This is a genomic window from Shewanella sp. 1CM18E, assembly GCF_023161665.1.
Classification (GTDB): Bacteria; Pseudomonadota; Gammaproteobacteria; order Enterobacterales; family Shewanellaceae; genus Shewanella.
Window position 1 is genome coordinate 1 of sequence record NZ_JALNTW010000003.1, and the last position, 22,670, is coordinate 22,670.

Genomic DNA, 22,670 nt, shown 5'->3' on the forward strand with positions numbered 1-22,670 from the left:
TATTTACGGCGTCTTGTTAACGCACGGTAGGAAAGCTCCCTTTTAGGGAGTTATATCAAAGCCACCTTCTTCAGAAGGTGGATCTTTTACTGGCGAGCTTTAAATAGTAAAGCGTGATACTCGCTCGCTGAGTTCGTTAGAAGTGTTCAGCATCATCTGAGCATTGTCGCTAACTTCTTGGGTCTGCGCTGATAATTGATGCGAGGTTTCGCTAATACCTTGGGTATTACGGCTGATATCGTCTGACACGGCGCGTTGCTCTTCAGCTGCACTGGCAATTTGGGTCGCCATATCAGTGATTTCGGTAATTGAGTCAGTGATACGCGCTAGGCTTTGCTTGGCTTGGTTGGCAAGTTCAACACTGCTATCGGCAATTTCTGTGCTCGATGCCATCGATGCTACCGCTTGTTGACTATTTTGCTGCAAGGTCGCAATCATATTGCGGATCTCTTCGGTAGAGTCCTGAGTGCGGTGACTCAATACTCGTACTTCATCGGCAACAACGGCAAAGCCACGTCCTTGCTCGCCAGCTCGTGCAGCTTCAATCGCAGCATTTAGCGCAAGTAAGTTAGTTTGCTCAGCAATCGCCTGAATGGTAGATAGGATCGTATTGATCTCTGTAACGTTAGCTTCAAGGGCTGACACCACTTGTGACGCATCACCTAACTGCTCTGATAATAGACCAATAGATTGGCTGTTTTTGCTGATCACTTCATTACCTTCGATACAGGCTTGAGTTGATACTTGCGCTGCATTAGCGGTCATTTCAGCGTGGTTAGCCACTTCACTAGCGGTAGCTGACATTTCGTGGATAGCGGTAGCAATTTGATCAACATCTTGATGTTGAGCATTGACGCCATCACTAGCTTTAGCGGCGATATCTGATGAGTCATGGATCTGTTTGATCAACTGCTCGGCATCATTAGAAATAGCTTTGATCATCTGCTGTAAACTTGCGATGAATCGGTTCATATGGCGCTCAAGTTCACCAATTTCATCTAGTCTGTTTGCTGAAAAACGTTGCGTTAGATCGCCATTACCATTAGATAAGGTTTCAATCGCTTTGGTCAGCTGTTGCAGTGGCTTAAACATGCTGTTTACGATTAATGTCGCGATAACCAAAATGATAAAAGCCAGTAAAGCGACTGCAAAGATAGACTGCATAACTTGCTCTTGGATAGCCTCGTAGGCTAAAGATTTGTCTTCAACTAAGCCTAGTGTCCAAGCAGTGCCTTTAAGAGGAGTTAAGCGCAGTAATTTGTCTTTGCTATCTTGCCATTCAATAGTGCTGATCTCACCAGTTTGGCGTAGCTGCTGGATATAGGCTGGTGTAAGTCCTTTAGCGAGTTTATTAGCTGTTTGCTGAGCGAAGCTGCTGTCTCTAAAGGCAAGAATTTTATTATTTTCATCCAGTAAAAAAGCAAAGCCTGCATTGGCAATATTCAAATCGCTCACTTGCTCTGTGATATAGCCAATACTTAAGTCGGCTGCTAATACGCCGTTACTGCTACCGTTAAAGCGCTTAGCTAAGGTCACCACGATATCGCCAGAAATATCAACATAAGGCTCGGTAGTGATAATGCCATGGCTGCGATAAGCATCTTGATACCAAGGGCGGCTGCGACCATCAAAATCAGCAGGAATGTTGACGGACTTGTCTCCCGATACCACTAAGCCGTTATCAAACCCCATGTATAAGTTAATAAAGCCGCCAGATTCTATGCTTAACTCTAGGTCGCTTTGACTGCTAACGCCTTGGGCTAAGCGGGCTTCGTTGGCATCGATAATATGATTTTTGCTGTCTAACCAGCTAGCAATGTTATTACTTACTGCATCTGCTTGCAGAGTGAAACGATCTGAAATGGCTTGCTCGGTGTTGTGCTGTAACTGGTTTACAGATATCACCGCTAGGGTTGCGGTAATCGTTATAATTACCATGAGTATGGCAAGCTGGATCTTGTTTTTTATCGTAAGGTTCATTGTATATTTTTGGTTGATTATTTATTTTCAGTAACGACTAAAAGCCCTGCTGTTGCAGGGCTTTTAGCATTGAGATGGGCTAAATTTTAAAACGTGATACGCGATCGCTCAGCTCACTCGAGGTGCGCAGCATCATCTGCGCGTTGTCGCTGACCTCTTGAGTCTGCGACGACAGCTCGTTTGAGGTATCGTTAATTGCTTGAGTATTGCGGCTGATATCTTCTGACACTGCGCGTTGTTCTTCAGCTGCGCTGGCAATTTGGGTCGCCATATCATTGATCTCAGTAATAGAGTTAGTAATGCGCTCTAAACTTTGTTTAGCTTGGTTTGCAAACTCAACACTTGATTTAGCGATATCAGTGCTTGATGCCATAGAGCTTACTGCTTGCTGGCTATTTTGCTGCAAGGTCGCAATCATGGTTCTAATTTCTTCGGTAGAGTCTTGAGTGCGATGACTTAATACTCGTACCTCATCAGCTACAACTGCAAAGCCTCGCCCTTGCTCACCTGCTCGGGCAGCTTCAATGGCAGCGTTAAGCGCAAGCAAGTTAGTTTGCTCAGCAATTGCTTGGATAGTCGATAGAATTTGATTGATGTCAGTTGCATTTTGCTCGAGAGCGGAGACCACTGATGATGCATCACCTAGTTGCAGTGATAACTGCTCAATCGATTCACTGTTTTTGCTAATAACGTCGCTGCCTTCAATACATGCTTGAGTCGATACTTGCGCTGCGTTTGCTGTCATTTCAGCATGGTTTGCCACTTCACTGGCAGTCGCTGACATCTCGTGAATAGCAGTTGCTATCTGATCCACATCTTGGTGCTGACCATTAACCCCTTCGCTGGCTTTTGCTGCAATATCTGACGACTCATTAATTTGCTTAATCAGCTGCTCTGTATCGCTTGAAATAGCTTTAACCATCACTTGCAGGCTTTCTAAGAAGCGGTTCATATGGCTTTCAAGTAGGCCTATTTCATCTTGTTTGGTCGCAGCAAAACGCTGAGTTAAATCCCCATTACCTTTAGACAGGGTTTCAATGGCATCGGTTAACTGCTGTAGTGGCTTGAACATGTGATTGACGATAAACGACGCCAATAACAGAATAAGCAAGGCTAGCACTGCAACTACCGCTAATGATTGTAGCACTTGCTGTTCAATTGCTTCATAGGCGAGAGCTTTATCTTCAACAATACCTAAGGTCCATTTAGTACCTTGTAAGTTGGTTAGGCGTACAAGTTTATCTGTGCCATCTTGCCATTCAATGGTGTTTATTTCGCCTTGGTTAAGCAAGGTTTCAATATGAGCTGGGGTTAGCACTTTTGCGAGACGAGAAGCGTCTTTTTGGGCGTAGCTACTATCGCGAAACGCTAGGATTTTATTGTTTTCATCAAGCAAAAACGCAAAACCAGCATTATCAATGTTGAGGTTGTTAATTTGCTCAGTGATATAACCAATGCTTAGGTCTGCTGCTAGCACGCCATTCATTACGCCGTTAAAGCGCTGGGCTAAAGTCACAACCGCTGCGCCGGTAATATCAATATATGGCGGAGTGGCGATCATTTCATTGCTGTTATACGCCAACTTGTACCATGGGCGGGTACGTGGATCATAATCTTCAGGCCAAGGCTGAGTTTTATCGCCAGAGATAATATCACCAGTATCAAAACCAGCATAAACGTCAATAAAGCCGCCGCCGTTTAGGGTTAACAATAGTTCTCTATCACTGTCATGACCGCGACTAATTCTGTCTTCGTTAGCAATAATGATGCGGCGTTTATCTTCTAGCCAACTAAAAATATTATTGCTTACGGCTTCAGCATGTAATCTAAAGCGGTCTGCAATCGCTACTTCAGTGTCTTGAGTTAGTTGACGAGTAGAAATACTGGCTAGAGTAGTGCTAATCACTAAAATTATGATTAATACAGCAAGTTGGATCTTGTTCTTTATCGAAAGATTCATTGTTTTATCACTGATAAAATTAAGGTTTACTCGCTGATTAGGCCAGTAAATAGTAAATATTTAGCGTAAAGGTGCGCTAGAAAAATCCGCTGCATTATAGAGCAATAGTTAAAGTTGAGTATATAGATTGTTCAGTATATTGAGTGAGTTATCTCAAATAATAAGCAACTTTATTAAATACGCAGTGTAGCGGAGTGTGTATTATGCTGGTTATTGCTTGTCTGAATATTAAAAAAGCATGGTTTAGTGTTAGCTAAATACAAAAAAGCCGGCTACAAAGTAACCGGCTTTAGTTATTAACCTATGGTTTTATGTAGGTTACTCGTCGCTATCACCTAAAGACAATAACGTCGCGTTACCACCAATAGCGGTAATATTATTGGTGTGAGTCTTTTCGGTTATAAAGCGTGTGAGGTAGTGTGGACCACCGGCTTTAGGGCCAGTACCAGATAGGCCTTGACCACCAAAAGGCTGAACACCAACTACTGCACCAATTTGGTTACGGTTGATATAAACGTTACCAGCACGGATCTTTGCAGCTAGCTTTAAGGCGTAAGCTTCGTTGCGGCTGTGGATCCCTAAGGTCAAACCAAAGTTGGTCGAGTTAATTTCTTCAATTACTCTTTCTAGCTCAGAAGACTTATAACGGATCACATGTAAAATCGGACCGAAATGTTCCTTCTCTAATACTCTGATTGAATCAATTTCTACTGCTGTTGGTGCAACATAGTGGCCGTTTTCGGTTCCAGGCGGCAATTCGACCTGTTTGATCAACTTCCCTACTTGCTTAATATGCTCAATATGGGCATTTAGGTTAGCCGCCGCTGTTGCATCAATCACTGGGCCAACATCAGTTTTTATAAAGTGTGGATCGCCAATGGTTAGCTCATCCATGGCACCTTTCATCAGATCGAGTACGCGATCGGCAATATCTTCTTGTAAGAATAATACTCGTAGCGCTGAGCAGCGTTGGCCTGCACTGGTGAATGAGGATGACACGACATCATTAACCACTTGCTCAGGTTGCGAAGTAGAGTCCACCACCATTGCATTCTGACCACCGGTTTCTGCGATAATTGGGATGATTGGCCCTTCACGCATAGCAAGTGTGCGGTTAATCTGTTTTGCGGTGGCGGTAGAACCGGTAAAGCATACGCCTGCAATACGCTCATCTGAGGTAATCGCTGCGCCAACTGTCGCACCAGTGCCCGGTAGGAACTGTAATGCTTCTTTCGGGATCCCAGCCTCATGGGCAAGCTGTGTGGCGCGGTAACCAACGATTGAAGTTTGCTCTGCGGGTTTAGCGATAACCGTGTTACCAACCGCTAGCGCGGCTGTCACTTGACCTAAGAAGATAGCTAATGGGAAGTTCCATGGGCTAATACAGATAAAGATACCACGGCCTTCGAGGTATAGCTGATTACGCTCTCCCGTAGGTCCTGGTAGCAATGTCGGCTTTTCCATCATCTTCTTGGCATTGACTGCGTAGTAGCGACAGAAATCGACAGCCTCACGGACTTCATCGATACCATCTTGAATACTCTTACCTGCTTCGCGGGTACAAAGTGCAATCAGTTCTTCGCGGTGTTCTTCTAGCAAATCAGCCAGTTTAAATAGTGCATTAGCGCGTACTTCTACAGGGGTGTTGCACCAAGCTGGAAAAGCGGCCTGAGCACTAGCAAACGCCAATTCAACTGCTTGTTCATCAGCGAAAGTGATATTGCCAACAAAGCGGTCGGTATCAAATGGGCTTACAACTTCTTTAGTTTCACCGCTAAGCGTTACACCGTTAACCAAAGGACCCGCATTCCAAGTGACATCTTTATACTTATCTAGTTCGGCAAAAAACGGAGTCGACTCAGAAAGGATGTTCATGTTGATCCCTTTAGAGTTTTTACGCTCAGGACCAAATATATCCTCTGGTAACACGATTTTAGTATTAGCTAAGGTTTTGTAATCTTTAAGGGTTCTTAAAGGATGAACCACTAACGACTCAATCGGTGTATTAAGATCGACCAACTTGTGAACAAACGAAGTGTTAGCGCCGTTTTCAAGTAAACGTCTAACCAAGTAAGGCAGCAAGTCTTTATGAGCACCAACAGGGGCATAGATACGGACTTTTTTAACGCCGCTCTCGGCAAGTAGCGTGTCATATAGCTCTTCACCCATGCCATGTAGGCGCTGGAATTCATAATCACGATCGCCTGCTATATCGGTAATGCTGGCAATAGTTTGTGCGTTGTGGCTGGCAAATTGCGGGTAGATGGCGCCTTTTGTGGCGTCAGATAGTAAGTATCTTGCACAAGCAAGGTAAGAAACGTCGGTACCCGCTTTGCGAGTATAAAGTGGGTAGCCAGCTTCACCGTTTTCCTGCGACCACTTTAGCTCGCTATCCCAGTACGCGCCTTTTACCAAGCGTACCGGTATTTCATCACCTTGATCTTTTGATAAGCGTGTTAGCCAACATAGTACTGGCAGTGCACGCTTTGAGTATGCTTGAACAACAATACCTAACAGCCCCCAGCCTTTGGCGGCATCTGAGTTGTATAGCTTTTGGAAGAGTTTTAATGATAGTTCTAATCTATCCATCTCTTCAGCGTCGATTGAAACGCCAACATTTAGGCTACGAGCTTGCTGAACCAGACGGGTTAAGCTGTCATATAGCTCGGTCAGGGTTCTGTCTTCATTAGCTACTTCATAGCGAGGGTGTAGCGCAGAGAGCTTAATTGAGATGGTTGGTCTAGGTGCATTGCTGGTGTCGTAATTTTGGCTACCTAAGGCTGCAATCGCGTTTGAGTATTCTTCAAAGTATTTTTGGGCATCTTTTTTAGTGAGTGCAGCTTCGCCTAACATGTCATAGCTGTGGGTATAACCCATCTTACGCTTATCGACACTGTTTTTAAGCGCTTCTTTTACGGTGCGCCCAAGTACAAACTGCTTACCCATGATCTTCATGGCAGCCAGCATCGACTTTCTTACAACTGGCTCACCAACCTTGTTGACCAAGCGATTAAGTAGGCTACTTGGCTTGCCATCAATATCGTGGTCAAGTTTAACCACTTTACCGGTTAACATGAGTCCCCAAGTTGATGCGTTCACCAAAATAGAGTTGCTCTTTTTGATGTGTTCATCCCACTTAGCGCCCGACAGTTTATCTTCAATTAGCGCATCGGCAGTATCTGAATCTGGAATACGTAATAAAGCCTCTGCAAGGCACATTAAAATAATGCCTTCGTTGGTTTCCAAACTGTATTGCTGTAGGAAAGCGTCGACACCGACCATTAGGCCTTTTTTGTCATATTGACGGACTTTATTAACTAGCTCATGTGCACGGTTAGTCACACGATTGAGCTCTTCATTGCTCGAAGGAACCAACTTGATCAAATCTGATAAATATTGCTCTTCATCGACAATATAGTTATCGCTGATCGCTTGGAACAGTTCGTTGAGATCGGCTGAGTCATAACGCCCAGTTAGTACTTCACTCGCTTTGAACATATTAATCACTTCCATCTAGGCCATATGGGCAAAATTGCTTGAATAATTGTGTCGATTGGCCTTGACTGTTTTTCTTTTGTATACAATCTAAGGCGTTCTCGCGGCGATTATACATACAAAATGTGACGGGGGACACCTTTGTGACATCCGATGTGATTAACGTTTGATTTTCGCTGAGTAAAAAGTGCGCTAGCCCAGTGATATAAAGGGTTGCGCTAATGTTAATAAAATCGCTGAACGATTGAATTTTGCGGTTTTTATCAGTGGTTTTACTAATGTTTAGCGAGATTGATATTTTCTAAGGAGTTTAATGTGAGCAAAAGACCGCTTTGAATTACGATTCGTTATCTGTGATTTTTTAGCAACGGGTTAGCGGCAATAAAAAAGCCCATGTTAACAACACAGGCTTTCATTTTTAGACTATTTGCCCAATTATTTTGGCAGTCATTCTTGCGGGATTTTACCAGCGATTTTTAGGTTTACGCTGTGGCTTTGGTAGGTACACTAAAATAATACCTAGAAGTAAACCACCGGCAGCAATAAAACCACCTTGTTTCCACATTTCAAAGCGTTCATTCTTTTGCATGTTAGCCAATGTTGCTTTGGCGTTGTCACGCTCTAAGCTAGCGCTTGAAAGTGCTTTCTCTGCTGCAGCCAATTGAGATTTCACTTGGCTTAGCTCTTCAGCATTGCTGTCACTAGTATTTAGTGCTGTTTCAAGTTTAGCTTTAGTTTGCTCAAGTTCAGCTTGAATTGCTGGTAGTTGAACACGCAAGCTAGTCGACTTGCTGAGCATTTTTGATTGGATCCAGCCTTCACGACCTTTGTGATCAACAATCTTGCTGTAATCGCCTTGAGTCTCTTCAAGAGAAGTCACTTGTTGCCCAGCTTCAATACTACCCAATATGCGGAATTGAGTTCCCGGTCCACCATGAAGGTAGATATAAACATCATCAGAGATGTAGCGCGTTTGGTTTGCAGCAAGTAAAGAAGGGGAAAGTAACATCATTCCCACAATAACTAGAATTCTTAACACTAATCTATTCTCTTCTACGAAATTTAGCCCACATGCTAGGGATTTCAGGGGGCTAATGCAAGTAGCAAAAAGGGGGATAAAACGCAAAAGGGAAGTTTGATACAAAAAATATCAAACTTCCCTCATCATCACGCTGTACCAGAGGTACTCATCGTGCTCAGGTGTTAGTTAAAGATACCTTTAATCATGAAGAAGAACATGATTGAAAGACCAGCACCTGCTGGAAGAGTAACAACCCAAGAAACTACGATGTTACGTACAACACCAATGTTAATTGCTGCAATACCACGTGCCATACCCACACCTAGAACTGCACCAACAAGTGTTTGTGTAGTAGAGATAGGTAGACCAGTACCAGAAGCAATAACAACTGTTGATGCTGCAGCAAGCTCAGCTGCAAAACCACGGCTTGGCGTTAAGTGAGTAATGTTCTTACCAATAGTCTGCATTACGCGCTGACCAAAGATAGCTAGACCCATTACGATACCGATAGCACCAAGAGGCAGAATCCACCAAACAAGTGCTGCAGTGCTATTGATTTGACCACCGCTTTCAACAACAGAAACAACTGCTGCTAGAGGGCCAATCGCGTTAGCTACGTCGTTAGAACCGTGAGCAAATGCCATACAACATGCAGTTACAACCATTAAGATAGCAAATACTTTCTCAACGTTACCAAACTGAGTTTGACGGTCTGCACTAGTGTCCATTTTAAGACGCTTAATCGCAAGCATACCGCCAAAACCAACAGTAACGGCAATCAATGTTGCTAAGCCATACGCCTCAGCTGTGCTGAAGTGCAGACCCACGTGCTTAAGACCTTTAGTGATTGTCACTAGTGACATCATAAAGCCCGCAAGAGCCATATAGAAAGGTACATAACGCTTAGCGTTTTCTAGTGGGTTATCTGTGTTGAAGATAAGCTTTTGCACACTTTGGAATATCATAAAGGCGATAAAGCCAGATATTGCAGGTGTTACAATCCAAGAGCCAACGATACCGCCAACTTTACCCCATGCAACTGCATCGGTACCCACACCCACTGCCGCGAAACCAACGATAGCGCCAACAATAGAGTGAGTAGTAGATACAGGCCAGCCTAGTGCTGACGCAACGATCAACCAGATACCAGCAGCAAGTAACGCAGAGATCATGCCGTAAACCAGTAGTTCTGGTGAATCAATAAAGTAAGCTGAGTCGATAATGCCTTTACGAATAGTGCTGGTAACTTCACCACCAGCAAGATACGCACCTGCGAACTCAAAGATCATAGCGATAATAATCGCTTGCTTAATTGTAATAGCATTTGAACCTACAGAGGTTCCCATAGCATTAGCAACGTCGTTTGCGCCAATACCCCATGCCATTAAAAATCCAAATACAGCCGCAATACCAATAAGCCATGGGCCGTTGGTGACTAATACATCAACCATTTTGTTACCTTGATAATCTTTTGATTAGACGCGAGCTAACATTAGCTCTAAGCGAGAACCGACTCGTTCAGCAAGATCTGCCAAGTCACCAACCCACTCAATTATCTTGTAGAGGAACATGACATCTACCGGATTGAGTTCCGACTCGATAGCGTAAAGCTGTCTACGGATCTTAATCTGTAAATCATCGGTATCTTCTTCGATAGAATCGAGTTCACCGATCATTTTTGCCACAAGATCCACTTCACGGCCTCTAAAACCTGTTTCTAACAGATCATCAAGTTCGTTAATTGCTTCTTTTGACAACGAAACTGCATCAATACAGCGTTGCAAGTAAGCGATAAATGGTTCTTGAATAGCTTGAGGTAGCTCAAGTTGTCGACCGATAACACGGCCTGAAATGTCTTTTGCTTTGTTAGCAATCTTATCTTGCTGGGTAAGTAGCTCCAGTAAGTCAGTACGCTCAACAGGCATAAACAAACCACCTGGCAGAGTTAAACGGATCTCACGCTTTAGTGAGTCAGCTTCTTGCTCTGTAAGGCTAATTTGCTTACGTAATTGAACGGCTTTGTCCCAGTCTCCTGCGACAGTAGCTTCAAAAAATGGGACAAGTAATGACGCACAGTCGTATACTTTGTCGATATGCTCTTGAAGAGGCTTAATTGGCGATTTTGCAAACACGCCTAAAATAGAGTTTACTGGCATTGCCGTGTACCTATTTTGGTTATTCCACTATTGGAAAAAGCGGGCGCATGTTAACTCAAGCGGCCGCGTATTAAAACTGTGTTTTACGATTTAAATAGACAGTTTTTTATTCTAGCTAGTTATATCCTAACTGCAAAGCGGATCCTACGGGGATATTATTGCAGAAATATTACAGTATGTAACTTTGATGACAGATTGATTAATTTTTGATGACAAGGTGAATGGTGCATCGATGGAAGCTGAGATCGAACTCAAACTTTTCTTAAACGAAAATGACAAGAAAAGCCTTATAAAACTATTAGATAGCTTACCTAATTGTGATGCTAAAGGTACAGAAGAACTCACCAATGGCTACTTTGACACCGCTGATTTAGCGTTAAGAAAGTTGGACATGGGGTTGCGAATTAGAGGGATTAATCAGCATTTAGAGCAGACAATTAAGACTAAAGGTCAGGTTGTTGGCGGGATCCATTCACGTCCTGAATACAATGTTGATGTAGATCAAAATTTCCCGCAATTAAATTTATTCCCTGCTGATATTTGGCCAGATGATGCCAATGTGGAGCAAATTCAGACAAATTTATACTGTTTATTTAATACTGACTTCACTCGTCAGCGTTGGCATATCTTTGTTGAAGACAGTTTGGTTGAGGTTGCATTAGACATAGGCGAGATAAGAGTTGATGAAGCGGTCGATGCTATTTGCGAACTCGAATTTGAACTATTAGCTGGTGATACCAGTGCTTTGTTAGCGCTTGCAGGTATTGTTAGCCGCGAAATACCTGTGCGTTTGGGTAAAGCAAGTAAAGCCCAAAGAGGTTATCGATTAGCTGGGCAACATACACCTGATACCATAGACCCACTTAAGTTTATTGAAATTGAGCCACAACAAAGTTTAAAGCAAGTGGCGATTAACCTATTAACACTGGGGCTAGATCGCTGGCAAACCATAGAGTCTATGTTGCTCGACCCTGAACAAGACCCGCTAGCGCTGCCTATGTTGAGTTATCGTTTACGAGCATGCATTCGTTTGCTTAAAAACACGCTCAAACAATTTGGTTTACTCGAAGACTCGTTTCAAACCGATTTTGATTATATTGAACAGCGACTTAACTTTATTGAAGAAGTGCTAAGTTTGTTTGGCATTATTGATGAAGGAGCCGCTTTAGTCGCGAAACTACCGCAGTATCAAGCCTTAGTGGATGTGGCAGTAGATAAACTGCAACAGCTCGATATTGTTGGCGAGGTTGAGCAACTCATTGCTGATATTTGTTATGGCAGACTGCAGGTGCATTTAGTTGATCTATTAACTCAATTGATTGATGGCTCTGTGGCGATTGATAGACAGTTAGATTTGAAACATTTCGCCGATCAAATGCAGGAAAACTCTTGGCAGAAGATTTTAGCTGTTATGCCACAAGATGATGATCTCAGCACTTCAGATTACCTTTCAGTGGCTAAAGCGCTAGATGACAGTATTTTTGTTGGTGTGGCTTACGGTGGTCTCTATCCTGAAAAATCGCGAGATCAATTTAGAGCGCCTTGGCAAGACTTAGCATTGGGGATTAGAACCCTAGCTGCATATCGTCAACTTAAAACCATTAGCGAGCTAGCTTATTTAGATATAAGCCAGTGGTTAGAGAATAAAGAGCAAAGCTTAGTGCAAGCGATGGAGTTCTCTCGCCACAGTGCATTGAAAAATGAGCCGTACTGGCGTTAACTATGTATAAGCGCGCCGCAATATAAAACGTAAAAGCCCACATTACAGTGGGCTTTTTGCTTTTTGAGATAGTGAGTTTGTGCTAAAGAGCTAACTACTTATCTGCGTTAAGTCTATTTTCTAGGTGGCTTTCTAATTTATCTTCAAGCTTGTCGTCAATTTTGTCTTCGATCTTTTCTTCGATAGTTTGTTTTAACTCATCGATTTCAGCCAGTAGCTTTTTCTGGTTAGCTTCCATACGAAGTAGGCTGTTATTGAGCTCACAGCGAATTTCTTCTGCGTGACTATCAAGTTTTTCTGCTTCATCAGGGGCAACAAATACTGATGCCATATAACCGGAGATCACCCCGAAAAAGCTCACACCACAAACAATCACCACACCACCAATAATATGCCCAGCCGTGGTCACCGGATAATAATCTCCATAACCCACGGTAGAAATCGTCACTAGTGCCCACCAAATGGCGCTTTCTGCAGTGTCGATATTGGCACCTTCAACACCGCTTTCAACTATCAGTACTAATACAGAGGCAAAGGTTAAAATGGTGATTAGCGCGACCAGCAAACTGGCAACGGTAGCTTGGCGGCGCTGTTTGAGCATGGGCACAATGAGTGAGCGCGTAGTACGGATTAGCCTGACAACACGTAAAATTTGAAATAGGCGCGCCATTCGTAGTGCTTCAATGGCGGGAATACTGGCCACAAAGTCTATCCAATGGTGCCTGAGATATTCGGCTTTACTACTGGCTTTGAATAGCTCAAAAAAGAAATTAGACATAAACACCAAACAGATGCAGGTGTCGATAAAAAACAGTAAGCGCCGGGTTTCGCCATCAACGCGACCGAATGTAATGACTAACACGAGTATTACAGATAGCAGCGATAGTAACATCATCGCCAGTTGCAGTGGCGTGGGGGGAGTATCAGGTTGTATTAACCAGCGCTTAGTATTTACCATTATCGCGGTCCATCGTTGTCGGTGCAGCTTATTGGTTCAATAAACACCTTGAGGCGCTATTTTTCAGCGCTAAATTGAATCAAGTCGTCTAGCACATGCTTTTTAATTTCAAGCTGTTGCTCGGCAGCTAACTGATATTTTTCAGCTAAAATCTCGTAATCACTAGGGCTAAGTGACACAGTCAAGCGCGGACGCTTTGGTCTTTTCGTCACGCTGAGACCCAATATTTCTCGAATTTGATCAGAAGGGCTCACGCCTGCATCAAGTGCCGCCTTACGGATTGCGTACTGGAATTTTTCATCCATATCAAAAGCAATTTGGGTTGCTTTGGCTGCCTTTTGGTTTTGCTGCCATTGCGCTGGTAAGGGATTTTTTTGTTTGGTCATGCGTGCGGTACCTAAAATTTACTTATCCGTCATCGAACGAACGGAATATGCTCCATGCTACCACTCATCGGAGCTGAAACAAAAATGGTTCTAATACAATAATGTATTAGAACCATTTATTTATGCGCCAGGCCAATAATCTCTGATATCAGATAGTGGGCGATAGATGGTTAACATCACATCGGTTTCGCCGCCCTCATAGACTTCAACGTCAATGGCTTTATCTTCATCATCATCGAGTAATTGATATGCTTCAAAGGCATCACCAGTTGCACCATCGGCATCTTGAGGTGGCTTTTGGCCGCGGTAGTCTTGGCGGTGGAAATAGCCAAAATCACCTGAACTCACTTGATGGTAGTGCGCTGATAACCACTGCTCATAATCATGCAAGTCAGCCGACAATGTTTTAGTGGTTAGCTCTGCTTTACCTGGCTCTTCGAAGATCTCACTAAATTGATCTAAATCGAACAGCGCTTCAACTAGGCCTCGATTAAGTTTAATCGAGAGGCCAAGGTAAGTTTCATCATCTTCATCAAGGCTGAGAAAGATAGTGTCGTTACCGTGACCTTTTAACACCCATTCAGTTTGTTGTTTGCGTTGATACTCGTAAGTATTCACTGCTTCAACTCGCAATTGCTGCCCACGCAGTTGTGGCGGCAATGCAAAACTGTCATCAAGGGAGATCATGTCTCCCTTATTGAGTTTTGATGGGTGATCGAGTTGACGTTTAGGTGCTTCTTTTTTGCCAAATAGGCTGCTTAGAAATCCCACGCCAGTCTCCTTTAGCCTTTACGGGCTTTAATGCGATCGAGTACAGCGTTAGCGTTAGACTTTTGCTCGCCAATACCGGCTTCTGCAAGTTTGTCGTGTAGCGCTTTATCGCTGTTCTCTTCAGCCAAAGTTTCAGACGCTTTTAGGCGGTCATCAAATGATTGCTGACGAGCCTTAATGCGCTCTAGTGAATCTTTAGCGTTGAGTAGCTTAGAGTTACTGCCCGCAAACGAGTCAGTAATCGTTGCTGTCGCTTTTTGCACGCTTTCAGTGGTTTTAACCATAGTCAGCTGGCGCTGGTAATCAGCAACTTGACGTTCAGTTTTGCGTACAAGCTCTTTAAGACGAGTTGCGTGAGCACCAAAGCTTTCGTTTGCAGCTTGTTGATCGCTTAGCTCTTGGTCAAGCTCGGCAATTTTCTCAGCCACTTCTAGCGCTAATGGTTCGTTACCTTTCTCAAGCGCTTGAGTTACGTAACCTTCATGCTCAGCAACAGAGCGCTTTAGACGATCCACTTCTCGGCTCGCTTGCATCTCTTTTGCCATCACTTCTGTTAAGTCGCGCTTAGCTTTAGTTAGGTGTTTCTCTGCATCACGGATCTCTTGTTCAAAAATACGTGTTGAGTTTGCATCTACGATGCTTTGGCCAACTTCAGTAGCACCGCCACGAAACGCCGTAAGAATTTTGTTTAGAATGCCCATAATATGGCTCCTTTAGTTCAGGTAATCGACTAGTTCGTCGATGACTTCGAGACAGTTATCAGAAAGAACAGACAGTTCCTGTTCAATTTCTTGCATGCTTGATTGCACTGATAGCGCGCCGTAAACCACGTATTTATCATCAATTTTTGCAAATGATGATAGTGGCATTGGAATGTTGAGCTCTAACATAGTCTCAAACATCTCTGCACGACGTTCTTGATTCACTTCGTCCTCGCCCCATAGGTAACTGATGCAAAGGATCTGGTTGTCCGTGACCGATACAAATACCGGAATTTCTTCACGGCCAACAACGTTAACTTGTAAGACTTCCACGTCACCAGCAATTGGATAACAGTCAAATTGAAAGCCAGTCTGGCTGCTGTCGCCAAGTTCATTTAGGTGGTTGGCAATTGTGTGGATATTCATGTTTGTCCTTATTGACATATTATGTCTGTGATTAAAGATAACACCGCGACATAATATGTCAAGGGCTATCTTTACGATTCAAAAATAAACTCTACTGATTTTCTAACCAAGCTTGCTGATGGTATTGATACAGCTGGCTTGAACCTAAAACATTGGGCTTAATCTGGGCTTTATCTTGGTAGAAATTGCCCGGAAATTCAAAAGCTGCGTGAATAAGCCCTGGTGTTAACCAAGGATCATTCACTGGTAGCTGTTGCATATTGTTTAATCTATTACGTGCACTTTTACCACTTAAGGTGGCAATGCTCCAACCCCACTCGCCAAAACTTGGTACATTGTGGTGGTATTGGTCCACATTAAAACCTGCCAGCTCTAGTGTGTTAGCCACCGAAATAAATGCTTTAGGTGCATGATAAGGCGAGGTCGACTGTATGGTTAAGGCAGCGTCATTACTCATTAGTTCCTTAAGCTTCAAATAGAAAGCATCGGAATAAAGCTTGTTCAGATCGGGATGGCTAGGATCGGGCAAGTCGACAATAATCGCATCAAACTTTTGCTCGGTTGCCAGCAGTTTATCTACGCCATTAAAGGCGTCGTCATACATAATGCGTACCCGAGGATCATTCAGCGCGTTTTGATTAAGCGCCAGTAATGCATCACTTAAATGCTCTGGCATATCGCTAGCAGGATCCATAAATAACCCTACGAGTTCTTCATCGAGATCCATCAAGGTGACTTGCTTAGGTTGCCATTGCAATACTTGCGTTAGGCCTAAACCATCACCGCCACCAATAATTAATACTTTGTCATGGCGTGCGCTAGCGGCCATGGTTGGGTGCACTAAAAATGAGTGATAGATATGCTCGTCACTGCTTGAGAATTGCAAGCGACCATTGATATACAAGGAATGCACCGGCCCTAAGCCATTGCCGCGTAAACGCTCGGTAAAGGTTAATTGCTGAAAGCGAGTCGCCTTGGCATAAACCACTTTGTCTTTATACAGCAGGTTATTGAAGTTTTGCTCCCATGATGGGCCATGCAAAGCCAGTAATACTAAAATACCGCTCGCCACAAAATGGCCAGTTAACAGCAGTTTTGCGTGGCGAATTTGGTGCCAGAAGCGCCAGATAAAGATAAAACCCGCTAACAGGTTAAAACTAGCGGTTAATGCTGCGGCAAGCTGAATATCAATGGCTAACATAAAGCCAACCCAAATCGCAGCACCAATACCCGCACCAATATAATCGGCGCCATAAATGGTGCCAGCGTTATGCATTAGGTGAGCTTCTGACATGGCTTGGCGCACCCGGGCGATAAGTGGAATTTCCATACCTATCATTAGTCCGAGTAAAACGCCCCATACGTATGGCAAGTACTCGGCTAGCTTTTGCAGGGTGCCGATAAAGCCGCCATCGGGCAGCTGATCAGCTGGCAAACCTAAAGTGTTAGCAATAATCAGTGGCAACTGCTGACCAAAGCCGATAACCGCAGCGGTAATTAAAATCGCGAGTGAGCCACATAAAGCCACACACAGCTCTAAAACCGCAAAGCCTGTAAAGGCGCAGCGGATTTTACGCGCGGCAAATGCACCTAAACCCATAGAGACGATCATCAGGCCAATCATGGTGTAAATCGCTGCTTCTAACGCGCCTAAAATACGCCCAGCATAATGGGATAAAAGGTATTCATAGATCAGGCCACAACCAGCAAGTACCGCCATAATGCCTAGCAGTAAAATGTCATCAAACCAGCCGAGTTTACCTGACTCGATAGTTTGCTCGGTGCCGGAATGATTGGCTGTGGTTTGCTTGGCTGCGGCTTGTTGCTGCAAAGATTGATTGTCGCTAACAGCGTTATTTGAGTCGGTTTGCATCGAGTGTCTGTTGCTTAGAGAGTAATAAAAGAATGTAAACAGTGAAGAAAAAGGGAGCCTGTTAAGTGCTCCCTTATAACCGTTAAGCCATTAATGCGGCCAAAATGATGGCGATAGAGACGCTAATCGCCACTTCAACAGCAGCAAGGCCAATATTGTGTTGCTGCTCAACTTCTTCGCATAAGTTGATGTTGGCAAGTACCAGCTTTTTGATCAAAGTGATCAACAGTGACAGCGACACTAACATCACAATCGAGAAGGTTAACCAGCCAATCAGGTTGGCGATATAAGCTTCAGGATTAAAGATAATGAAATGACTGGCAGCATTAAAGCTAAAGGCCATTGCTAGCATGTAACCACTGTGACGAATCGCTAACGCAGTATGGCCTTGTGCCAGTGCATCTTGCATTGACGCGCCTTGGTTGCGCTTAGCATAGCGGTTTTCACGAGCGCGAGTCAGTAACACTAACATCAGCTGTGAAATCGCAAAGGCACTAAAGATGGCGATAAAGGTATAAATGGTTAAGTCTTCTGCCCACAATAGTACTGAGCGGATGATAATCGCAGTAGCAATTGCCGCAACCGCATCAACAATAGCTACCGATACATTACCTTTAATAATCAGCGCGTTTTTATCAATGTTATTTAGGGCAATTTTGTCATGTAAAAAGCGCCCAAGCTTGATAAGCACTAGGCCAAATAAGCCGTATGCACTCATGCCAATGGCTTCGACTAAATAAGACTCTGCCGCTTCGCCAGTAATTGCGCCAGTGAGCACAATACCTAACGCCATCACCGCGCCAGCAGTACTAATACCAAAAGCAAAGTTGTCGTTCTCAGCCAGCTCATGGCGGCTATTTACTTTTACCGTCCAGCCCTGCAAATAACGCATGAGTGTGAGTAATAACACCGCAATGGCGATATCGATTGCCAGAATAATCAGTAGCTCTTGAGTGAGGCCGTAGTTGTCTAAAAATGTCATAAAAGTTCCTTAATTATTTGCCTCGGCGAACACCGCGAGTAGTACGACTGCTGGAATTACGGAAGCTGCTGTCCTTAGAGTAGTTTGAGCGGAACTTGCTCTTACTGCTCGCAGTGCGTCCTGTTGAGCTAGCTTTTGGGGTACTGCTACTTTGTCTTGAAAGACTGGTTGAACCGGTACGCGATTTTGCATACGGGCTATCAAACTTTTTACCTTGAGAGCTAAACTGCTTTTTAGTGCGCTCATAGGTTTGGGTCTGGGCGCGCGCCTGTTTAGGCGAGGTATAGCGGTAACGACCTACATCGTTGTAGTAACTATAATTACGGCGGCTCGACCATCTGTCATAACCGATTGGGCCACGAGTGAGATTAGAGAACATAGAGTACATGCCGTACCATGCCCAAAACGACATGCCGTTAGAGCCCGTTTGCCAGTTACCATAGGCTGGGTTACCCACTAATTGGCTACCGGCACCAAAGTCTTCTGAACCGTTGGCAAGCGCAGCGGCTTCGCGGCTAATAGAGTTAACCCTCGCCAGCGCACCATCAGACATATCGGCGACCACGTTAAGTGGATCTGACAACATATCGTTGAAAAGACTTGGATCGGCCGCTTGGTAGAGGTTTTCTACTTCAGCGAGTTGCTGATCGAGATCGACATAGTTAGCCGCATTTTGGGTATCGGTTAAGCGCCGGGTCAACGAGGTAAACATCGGGCCGCGATTAGTGGCGTCGGTAGCTAGCTCATTAAGTAACGGGCTTAATTCGGGCTTTTGCTTTTCTAACACCTGGACGTATTGTTTAAGCAAATTAGCATTACGTACCTGACCGTCATTAAGCATATTACTCAAGGTATCTAATCGCTGCTGCGTTAGCTGCTGATACTTGGCGATTTGCTCTGGTCTATCATCGCCACATCCTGCAAGGGCGAATACCATTAAGACGGTGAGAACGCGCATTAGCATTCCTGCCATAGTCTCTCCAAAATCGGTTATGTTACTTTTAGTGGCTCTTAGCCAAACGACAAATACTAAATATAGCCAAAATACTTGCTAGGCTTATACCGCGCTATTGCTTGCTGAAACATTGAATTCGCAAGAGAAATTATTTGGCTGCGGCGTAATTAGTATAGTATTGCCTATTAGAGCATAAAAAAAGCAAGGATCCTGTTTATAAGGCCTTGATTTGGTCAATTTATCTAAATGTTCAACATCCGTGATAAAAATTGCTCACCTTTATTACGCTCTATCTATATCATTAACGACATAATATGTCGATGTACTAAATTGTTAGGGATTATTATGCGCACGGCGACACAGGGTAATAAGCAAATTAGTTCTCAAATGCTGGAAACGGCAGACTTATATTGGCAAAGGCTGTTAGATAATGCCGCCGAGCTAGTTGCATCTTTAACTGATGAGCAGCAACAAGAGTTAAAACTGGTCTTTGGCCTTAGTGATTTTATTGCCACTCAGCTTTGTCGCCATAGCCAGTGGATCCCTGAACTATTTAGTCAGAACCTACAAAATTTTGATCGCCAAGTATTTGATAAAGAACTCGCTGATTTACTTGAGCCAGTGACCGATGAAGAAGTTGCAAAGCGGGTATTACGCCAATACCGTAACAAGCAAATGGTGTGCATGGCGTGGCGCGACTTTCTTAGCTACAGCCAGTTAGAGGAATCATTACTGGATTTATCGGCATTGGCAGAAGCGCTAGTTATTGCTGGCCGCGACTGGCTATATCGTGAAATGTGCGCCTCGCTAGGCACTCCGAGTGATAAACAAGGTAAGCCACAAAAGCTGCTTATTTTAGGCATGGGAAAACTCGGTGGTCGCGAGCTTAACTTCTCCTCAGATATCGACCTTATTTTTACCTTTCCAGAACATGGCGAAACCCTTGGCGGCAGACGCTCATTAGAAAACCAGCAATTTTTCATCCGCATGGGGCAGCGCCTCGTTAACTTGCTTAACCAAGTCACAGTTGATGGCTTTGTGTATCGGGTGGATATGCGTCTGCGCCCTTATGGCGAAAGCGGGCCGCTGGTGGTCAGCTTTAACGGCCTTGAAGACTACTATCAAGAACAAGGGCGAGATTGGGAGCGTTACGCCATGGTCAAGGCGCGCGCACTCGGCCCGTGGACTGCTGAATCAGACGAACTGCACGATTTATTAAGACCCTTTGTTTATCGCCGCTATTTAGATTTCTCGGCAATTGAATCATTAAGAAAGATGAAAGGGCTTATTTCACAAGAAGTACGCCGCCGAAAACTCACCGACAATATTAAGCTTGGCGCGGGTGGTATTCGAGAAGTCGAATTTATCGTGCAGAGTTTCCAGCTTATTCGTGGCGGCCGCGAGCCAGCGCTGCGCACTCAGAGCTTATTTGCATCGCTAAAAACTTTACTCGAATTGGGGCAACTTGATTATCTGGCAGTGGATGAGCTGAAAAACAGCTACTTATTATTACGCAGGGTAGAGAATTTACTGCAGGCGATAAATGATGATCAAACCCAAACCTTGCCAAGAGAGTCCCTAGATTGGCAGCGCTTATGTTATGCATTAAATGCCGATACTGAAATGGATCTGCGCGAGCAGATCGCCTCAGCAATGCGCCAGATCCATCGCCACTTTGAAGAAACCGTGGGTGGTAACAACGAAGAAGAGCAAACCGAAACCTGGACCCAGCAACTGTGGAATGCCTATGAAGATGAGCATGCGCAGGCCATTTTAGAAGAGCAGGGCATAGATGATGAAAAGCTATGGCCACTGCTTAACAGCTGGCACGATACCGTGGTACGCCGCACTATCGGCCCGCGTGGACGTGAGACGTTAGATAAGTTAATGCCAAGGTTGCTGTGCGAATTTACCAATGTACCGCATCCTTCAAAAGCCTTTGAGCAGGTCTCGAAAGTGCTGGATCAAATTTTAACGCGTACCACTTACCTCGAGCTTTTATGTGAAAACCCCGGCGCGCGTCAGCAACTGGTGAGTTTATGTCTTGCCAGCCCGTGGATCGCACAGCAACTAGCTAAGTTCCCTATGCTGCTAGATGAGCTTATCGATCCAGCGCAGTTGTACGATACCACATCACTGGATGATTACGGCAGTGAACTGCGCCAATACTTGTTGCGGGTGCCAGAAGATGATTTAGAGCAGCAGATGGAAGCATTGCGCCAATTTAAGTTATCGCAGCAACTAAAGATCGCAGCAGCCGATGTCACCGGGGTACTGCCTGTGATGGAGGTGAGCGATCATTTAACTTTCTTAGCTGAAGCTATTATCGAGCAAGTTGTGCATCAGGCATGGGCCCAAGTGAGTGCTCGCCACGGTGTGCCTGATAACCTAAAAGATAATGAAATGGGCTTTGCGGTTGTCGGTTATGGCAAAGCGGGCGGTATAGAGCTTGGCTATGGCTCAGATCTCGATTTAGTGTTTTTACATAACGGCAGTAAAGCGGGGCAAACCAATGGCGATAGAGCTATCGATATCGGCCATTTCTATTTAAAGCTGGCTCAGCGTGTGCTGCACTTTTTCTCAACTCGCACTAACTCGGGCGAGTTATATGAAGTGGATATGCGCTTAAGACCCTCGGGAGCATCGGGCTTACTAGTGAGCGAGATAGAAAACTTTGGTGAATACCAACGCGATGAAGCCTGGACATGGGAGCATCAAGCGTTAGTGCGCGCTCGTTTTATGTTTGGCGATAACGCCCTATCAGTTCGCTTTAATGAGCTAAGAGCTGAAGTTTTACAAAGCCCGCGAGATAAAGCGGCGCTGGCTAAAGATGTACGTGATATGCGAATTAAGATGCGCGATCACCTGTTAAAAGTCGATCAAGGAATGTTCGATCTTAAGCAAAGCAGTGGTGGTATTGCCGACATTGAATTTATCGCGCAATACCTAGTGTTAGCCAATAGCCATGAGCATAAACGCCTATCGTTTTGGTCGGATAATGTGCGGATCTTTGCCGATCTAGCTGAGTTAGAATTGCTGCCACTAGCTAATGCCCAGGCACTCACTCAAGCTTATTGTTATCTGCGTGATGAAAGCCATAGATTAACCCTGCAGCAGAAAAAGTCAGTGGTACCGATTGAAGATGTTCAGGCGCATACCAGCATAGTCGAAATGATTTACCAGCAAATATTAGGACAAGAGCTAGGGCAAGAATCAGAGCAAGAGTAAATAAACAGCCCTGAACATATGCTATAGCTAGCAGCTAAAATCGGCCTCTTTGCATCTT

At 44.3% G+C, this 22,670-nt stretch carries 16 protein-coding genes; 2 read left to right on the forward strand and 14 right to left on the reverse strand.

Going from position 1 to position 22,670, the window contains the following annotated elements:
• Nucleotides 1-99: 99 nt before the first annotated feature.
• From MSG37_RS05600 to MSG37_RS05625, 6 genes are all read right to left on the reverse strand, one after another.
• On the reverse strand, nucleotides 100-1,980 hold the full coding sequence (locus MSG37_RS05600) for a methyl-accepting chemotaxis protein (protein ID WP_248469599.1): 1,881 nt from the start codon (nucleotides 1,978-1,980) through the stop codon (nucleotides 100-102).
• A gap of 79 nt (nucleotides 1,981-2,059) precedes the next feature.
• Nucleotides 2,060-3,940, reverse strand: a complete 1,881-nt coding sequence (locus tag MSG37_RS05605) for a methyl-accepting chemotaxis protein (protein ID WP_248469600.1) — start codon at nucleotides 3,938-3,940, stop codon at nucleotides 2,060-2,062.
• A 318-nt stretch (nucleotides 3,941-4,258) separates the two neighbouring features.
• The gene (gene putA, locus MSG37_RS05610) at nucleotides 4,259-7,453 is read right to left on the reverse strand and encodes a bifunctional proline dehydrogenase/L-glutamate gamma-semialdehyde dehydrogenase PutA (RefSeq protein ID WP_248469601.1); all 3,195 of its coding nucleotides are present in this window, start codon (nucleotides 7,451-7,453) and stop codon (nucleotides 4,259-4,261) included.
• A gap of 445 nt (nucleotides 7,454-7,898) precedes the next feature.
• Nucleotides 7,899-8,474, reverse strand: coding sequence for a TIGR04211 family SH3 domain-containing protein (locus MSG37_RS05615; RefSeq protein WP_248469602.1), 576 nt, complete (start codon nucleotides 8,472-8,474; stop codon nucleotides 7,899-7,901).
• A 164-nt stretch (nucleotides 8,475-8,638) separates the two neighbouring features.
• The gene (locus MSG37_RS05620; RefSeq protein ID WP_248469603.1) at nucleotides 8,639-9,907 is read right to left on the reverse strand and encodes an inorganic phosphate transporter; all 1,269 of its coding nucleotides are present in this window, start codon (nucleotides 9,905-9,907) and stop codon (nucleotides 8,639-8,641) included.
• A 24-nt stretch (nucleotides 9,908-9,931) separates the two neighbouring features.
• Entirely contained in the window at nucleotides 9,932-10,612 is a 681-nt protein-coding gene (locus MSG37_RS05625) for a TIGR00153 family protein (protein WP_248469604.1), read from the reverse strand.
• A gap of 232 nt (nucleotides 10,613-10,844) precedes the next feature.
• On the opposite strand from MSG37_RS05625, the gene MSG37_RS05630 reads away from it, so the two are divergent.
• Nucleotides 10,845-12,332: a CYTH and CHAD domain-containing protein gene (locus MSG37_RS05630; RefSeq protein ID WP_248469605.1), complete on the forward strand. Its 1,488-nt coding sequence runs from the start codon at nucleotides 10,845-10,847 to the stop codon at nucleotides 12,330-12,332.
• 94 nt (nucleotides 12,333-12,426) lie between these two features.
• On the opposite strand, the gene MSG37_RS05635 is transcribed toward MSG37_RS05630, so the two are convergent.
• The 8 genes from MSG37_RS05635 to MSG37_RS05670 form a co-directional block, all read right to left on the reverse strand.
• Nucleotides 12,427-13,290 carry a potassium channel family protein gene (locus tag MSG37_RS05635; protein WP_248469606.1) on the reverse strand — a complete coding sequence of 288 codons (864 nt, stop codon included), beginning with the start codon at nucleotides 13,288-13,290 and terminating at the stop codon, nucleotides 12,427-12,429.
• A 56-nt stretch (nucleotides 13,291-13,346) separates the two neighbouring features.
• On the reverse strand, nucleotides 13,347-13,676 hold the full coding sequence (locus MSG37_RS05640) for a hypothetical protein (RefSeq protein WP_248469607.1): 330 nt from the start codon (nucleotides 13,674-13,676) through the stop codon (nucleotides 13,347-13,349).
• Between the two features lie 120 nt (nucleotides 13,677-13,796).
• Nucleotides 13,797-14,447 carry a DUF4178 domain-containing protein gene (locus MSG37_RS05645; protein WP_248469608.1) on the reverse strand — a complete coding sequence of 217 codons (651 nt, stop codon included), beginning with the start codon at nucleotides 14,445-14,447 and terminating at the stop codon, nucleotides 13,797-13,799.
• An 11-nt stretch (nucleotides 14,448-14,458) separates the two neighbouring features.
• Nucleotides 14,459-15,148: a PspA/IM30 family protein gene (locus MSG37_RS05650; protein ID WP_248469609.1), complete on the reverse strand. Its 690-nt coding sequence runs from the start codon at nucleotides 15,146-15,148 to the stop codon at nucleotides 14,459-14,461.
• Between the two features lie 12 nt (nucleotides 15,149-15,160).
• The gene (locus tag MSG37_RS05655; protein WP_248469610.1) at nucleotides 15,161-15,574 is read right to left on the reverse strand and encodes a DUF2170 family protein; all 414 of its coding nucleotides are present in this window, start codon (nucleotides 15,572-15,574) and stop codon (nucleotides 15,161-15,163) included.
• Nucleotides 15,575-15,665: 91 nt separating this feature from the next.
• A complete protein-coding gene (locus MSG37_RS05660; protein ID WP_248469611.1) occupies nucleotides 15,666-17,447 on the reverse strand; it encodes a polyamine aminopropyltransferase in 1,782 nt (593 codons plus the stop codon).
• Between the two features lie 82 nt (nucleotides 17,448-17,529).
• Nucleotides 17,530-18,429, reverse strand: coding sequence for a DUF350 domain-containing protein (locus MSG37_RS05665; protein WP_248469612.1), 900 nt, complete (start codon nucleotides 18,427-18,429; stop codon nucleotides 17,530-17,532).
• 13 nt (nucleotides 18,430-18,442) lie between these two features.
• The gene (locus MSG37_RS05670) at nucleotides 18,443-19,402 is read right to left on the reverse strand and encodes a hypothetical protein (protein WP_248469613.1); all 960 of its coding nucleotides are present in this window, start codon (nucleotides 19,400-19,402) and stop codon (nucleotides 18,443-18,445) included.
• Nucleotides 19,403-19,729: 327 nt separating this feature from the next.
• Between MSG37_RS05670 and glnE the strand changes: the two genes are divergently transcribed.
• A complete protein-coding gene (gene glnE, locus MSG37_RS05675) occupies nucleotides 19,730-22,612 on the forward strand; it encodes a bifunctional [glutamate--ammonia ligase]-adenylyl-L-tyrosine phosphorylase/[glutamate--ammonia-ligase] adenylyltransferase (protein WP_248469614.1) in 2,883 nt (960 codons plus the stop codon).
• Nucleotides 22,613-22,670: the final 58 nt, after the last annotated feature.

Coding starts and splice junctions, on each gene's coding strand:
- MSG37_RS05655 (WP_248469610.1), bottom strand. CDS start 15,574: ATGAATATCCACACAATTGCCAACCACCTAAATGAACTTGGCGACAGC.
- MSG37_RS05665 (WP_248469612.1), bottom strand. CDS start 18,429: ATGACATTTTTAGACAACTACGGCCTCACTCAAGAGCTACTGATTATT.
- MSG37_RS05600 (WP_248469599.1), bottom strand. CDS start 1,980: ATGAACCTTACGATAAAAAACAAGATCCAGCTTGCCATACTCATGGTA.
- MSG37_RS05630 (WP_248469605.1), top strand. CDS start 10,845: ATGGAAGCTGAGATCGAACTCAAACTTTTCTTAAACGAAAATGACAAG.
- MSG37_RS05640 (WP_248469607.1), bottom strand. CDS start 13,676: ATGACCAAACAAAAAAATCCCTTACCAGCGCAATGGCAGCAAAACCAA.
- MSG37_RS05625 (WP_248469604.1), bottom strand. CDS start 10,612: ATGCCAGTAAACTCTATTTTAGGCGTGTTTGCAAAATCGCCAATTAAG.
- putA (WP_248469601.1), bottom strand. CDS start 7,453: ATGGAAGTGATTAATATGTTCAAAGCGAGTGAAGTACTAACTGGGCGT.
- MSG37_RS05650 (WP_248469609.1), bottom strand. CDS start 15,148: ATGGGCATTCTAAACAAAATTCTTACGGCGTTTCGTGGCGGTGCTACT.
- glnE (WP_248469614.1), top strand. CDS start 19,730: ATGCGCACGGCGACACAGGGTAATAAGCAAATTAGTTCTCAAATGCTG.
- MSG37_RS05660 (WP_248469611.1), bottom strand. CDS start 17,447: ATGCAAACCGACTCAAATAACGCTGTTAGCGACAATCAATCTTTGCAG.
- MSG37_RS05605 (WP_248469600.1), bottom strand. CDS start 3,940: ATGAATCTTTCGATAAAGAACAAGATCCAACTTGCTGTATTAATCATA.
- MSG37_RS05670 (WP_248469613.1), bottom strand. CDS start 19,402: ATGGCAGGAATGCTAATGCGCGTTCTCACCGTCTTAATGGTATTCGCC.
- MSG37_RS05620 (WP_248469603.1), bottom strand. CDS start 9,907: ATGGTTGATGTATTAGTCACCAACGGCCCATGGCTTATTGGTATTGCG.
- MSG37_RS05635 (WP_248469606.1), bottom strand. CDS start 13,290: ATGGTAAATACTAAGCGCTGGTTAATACAACCTGATACTCCCCCCACG.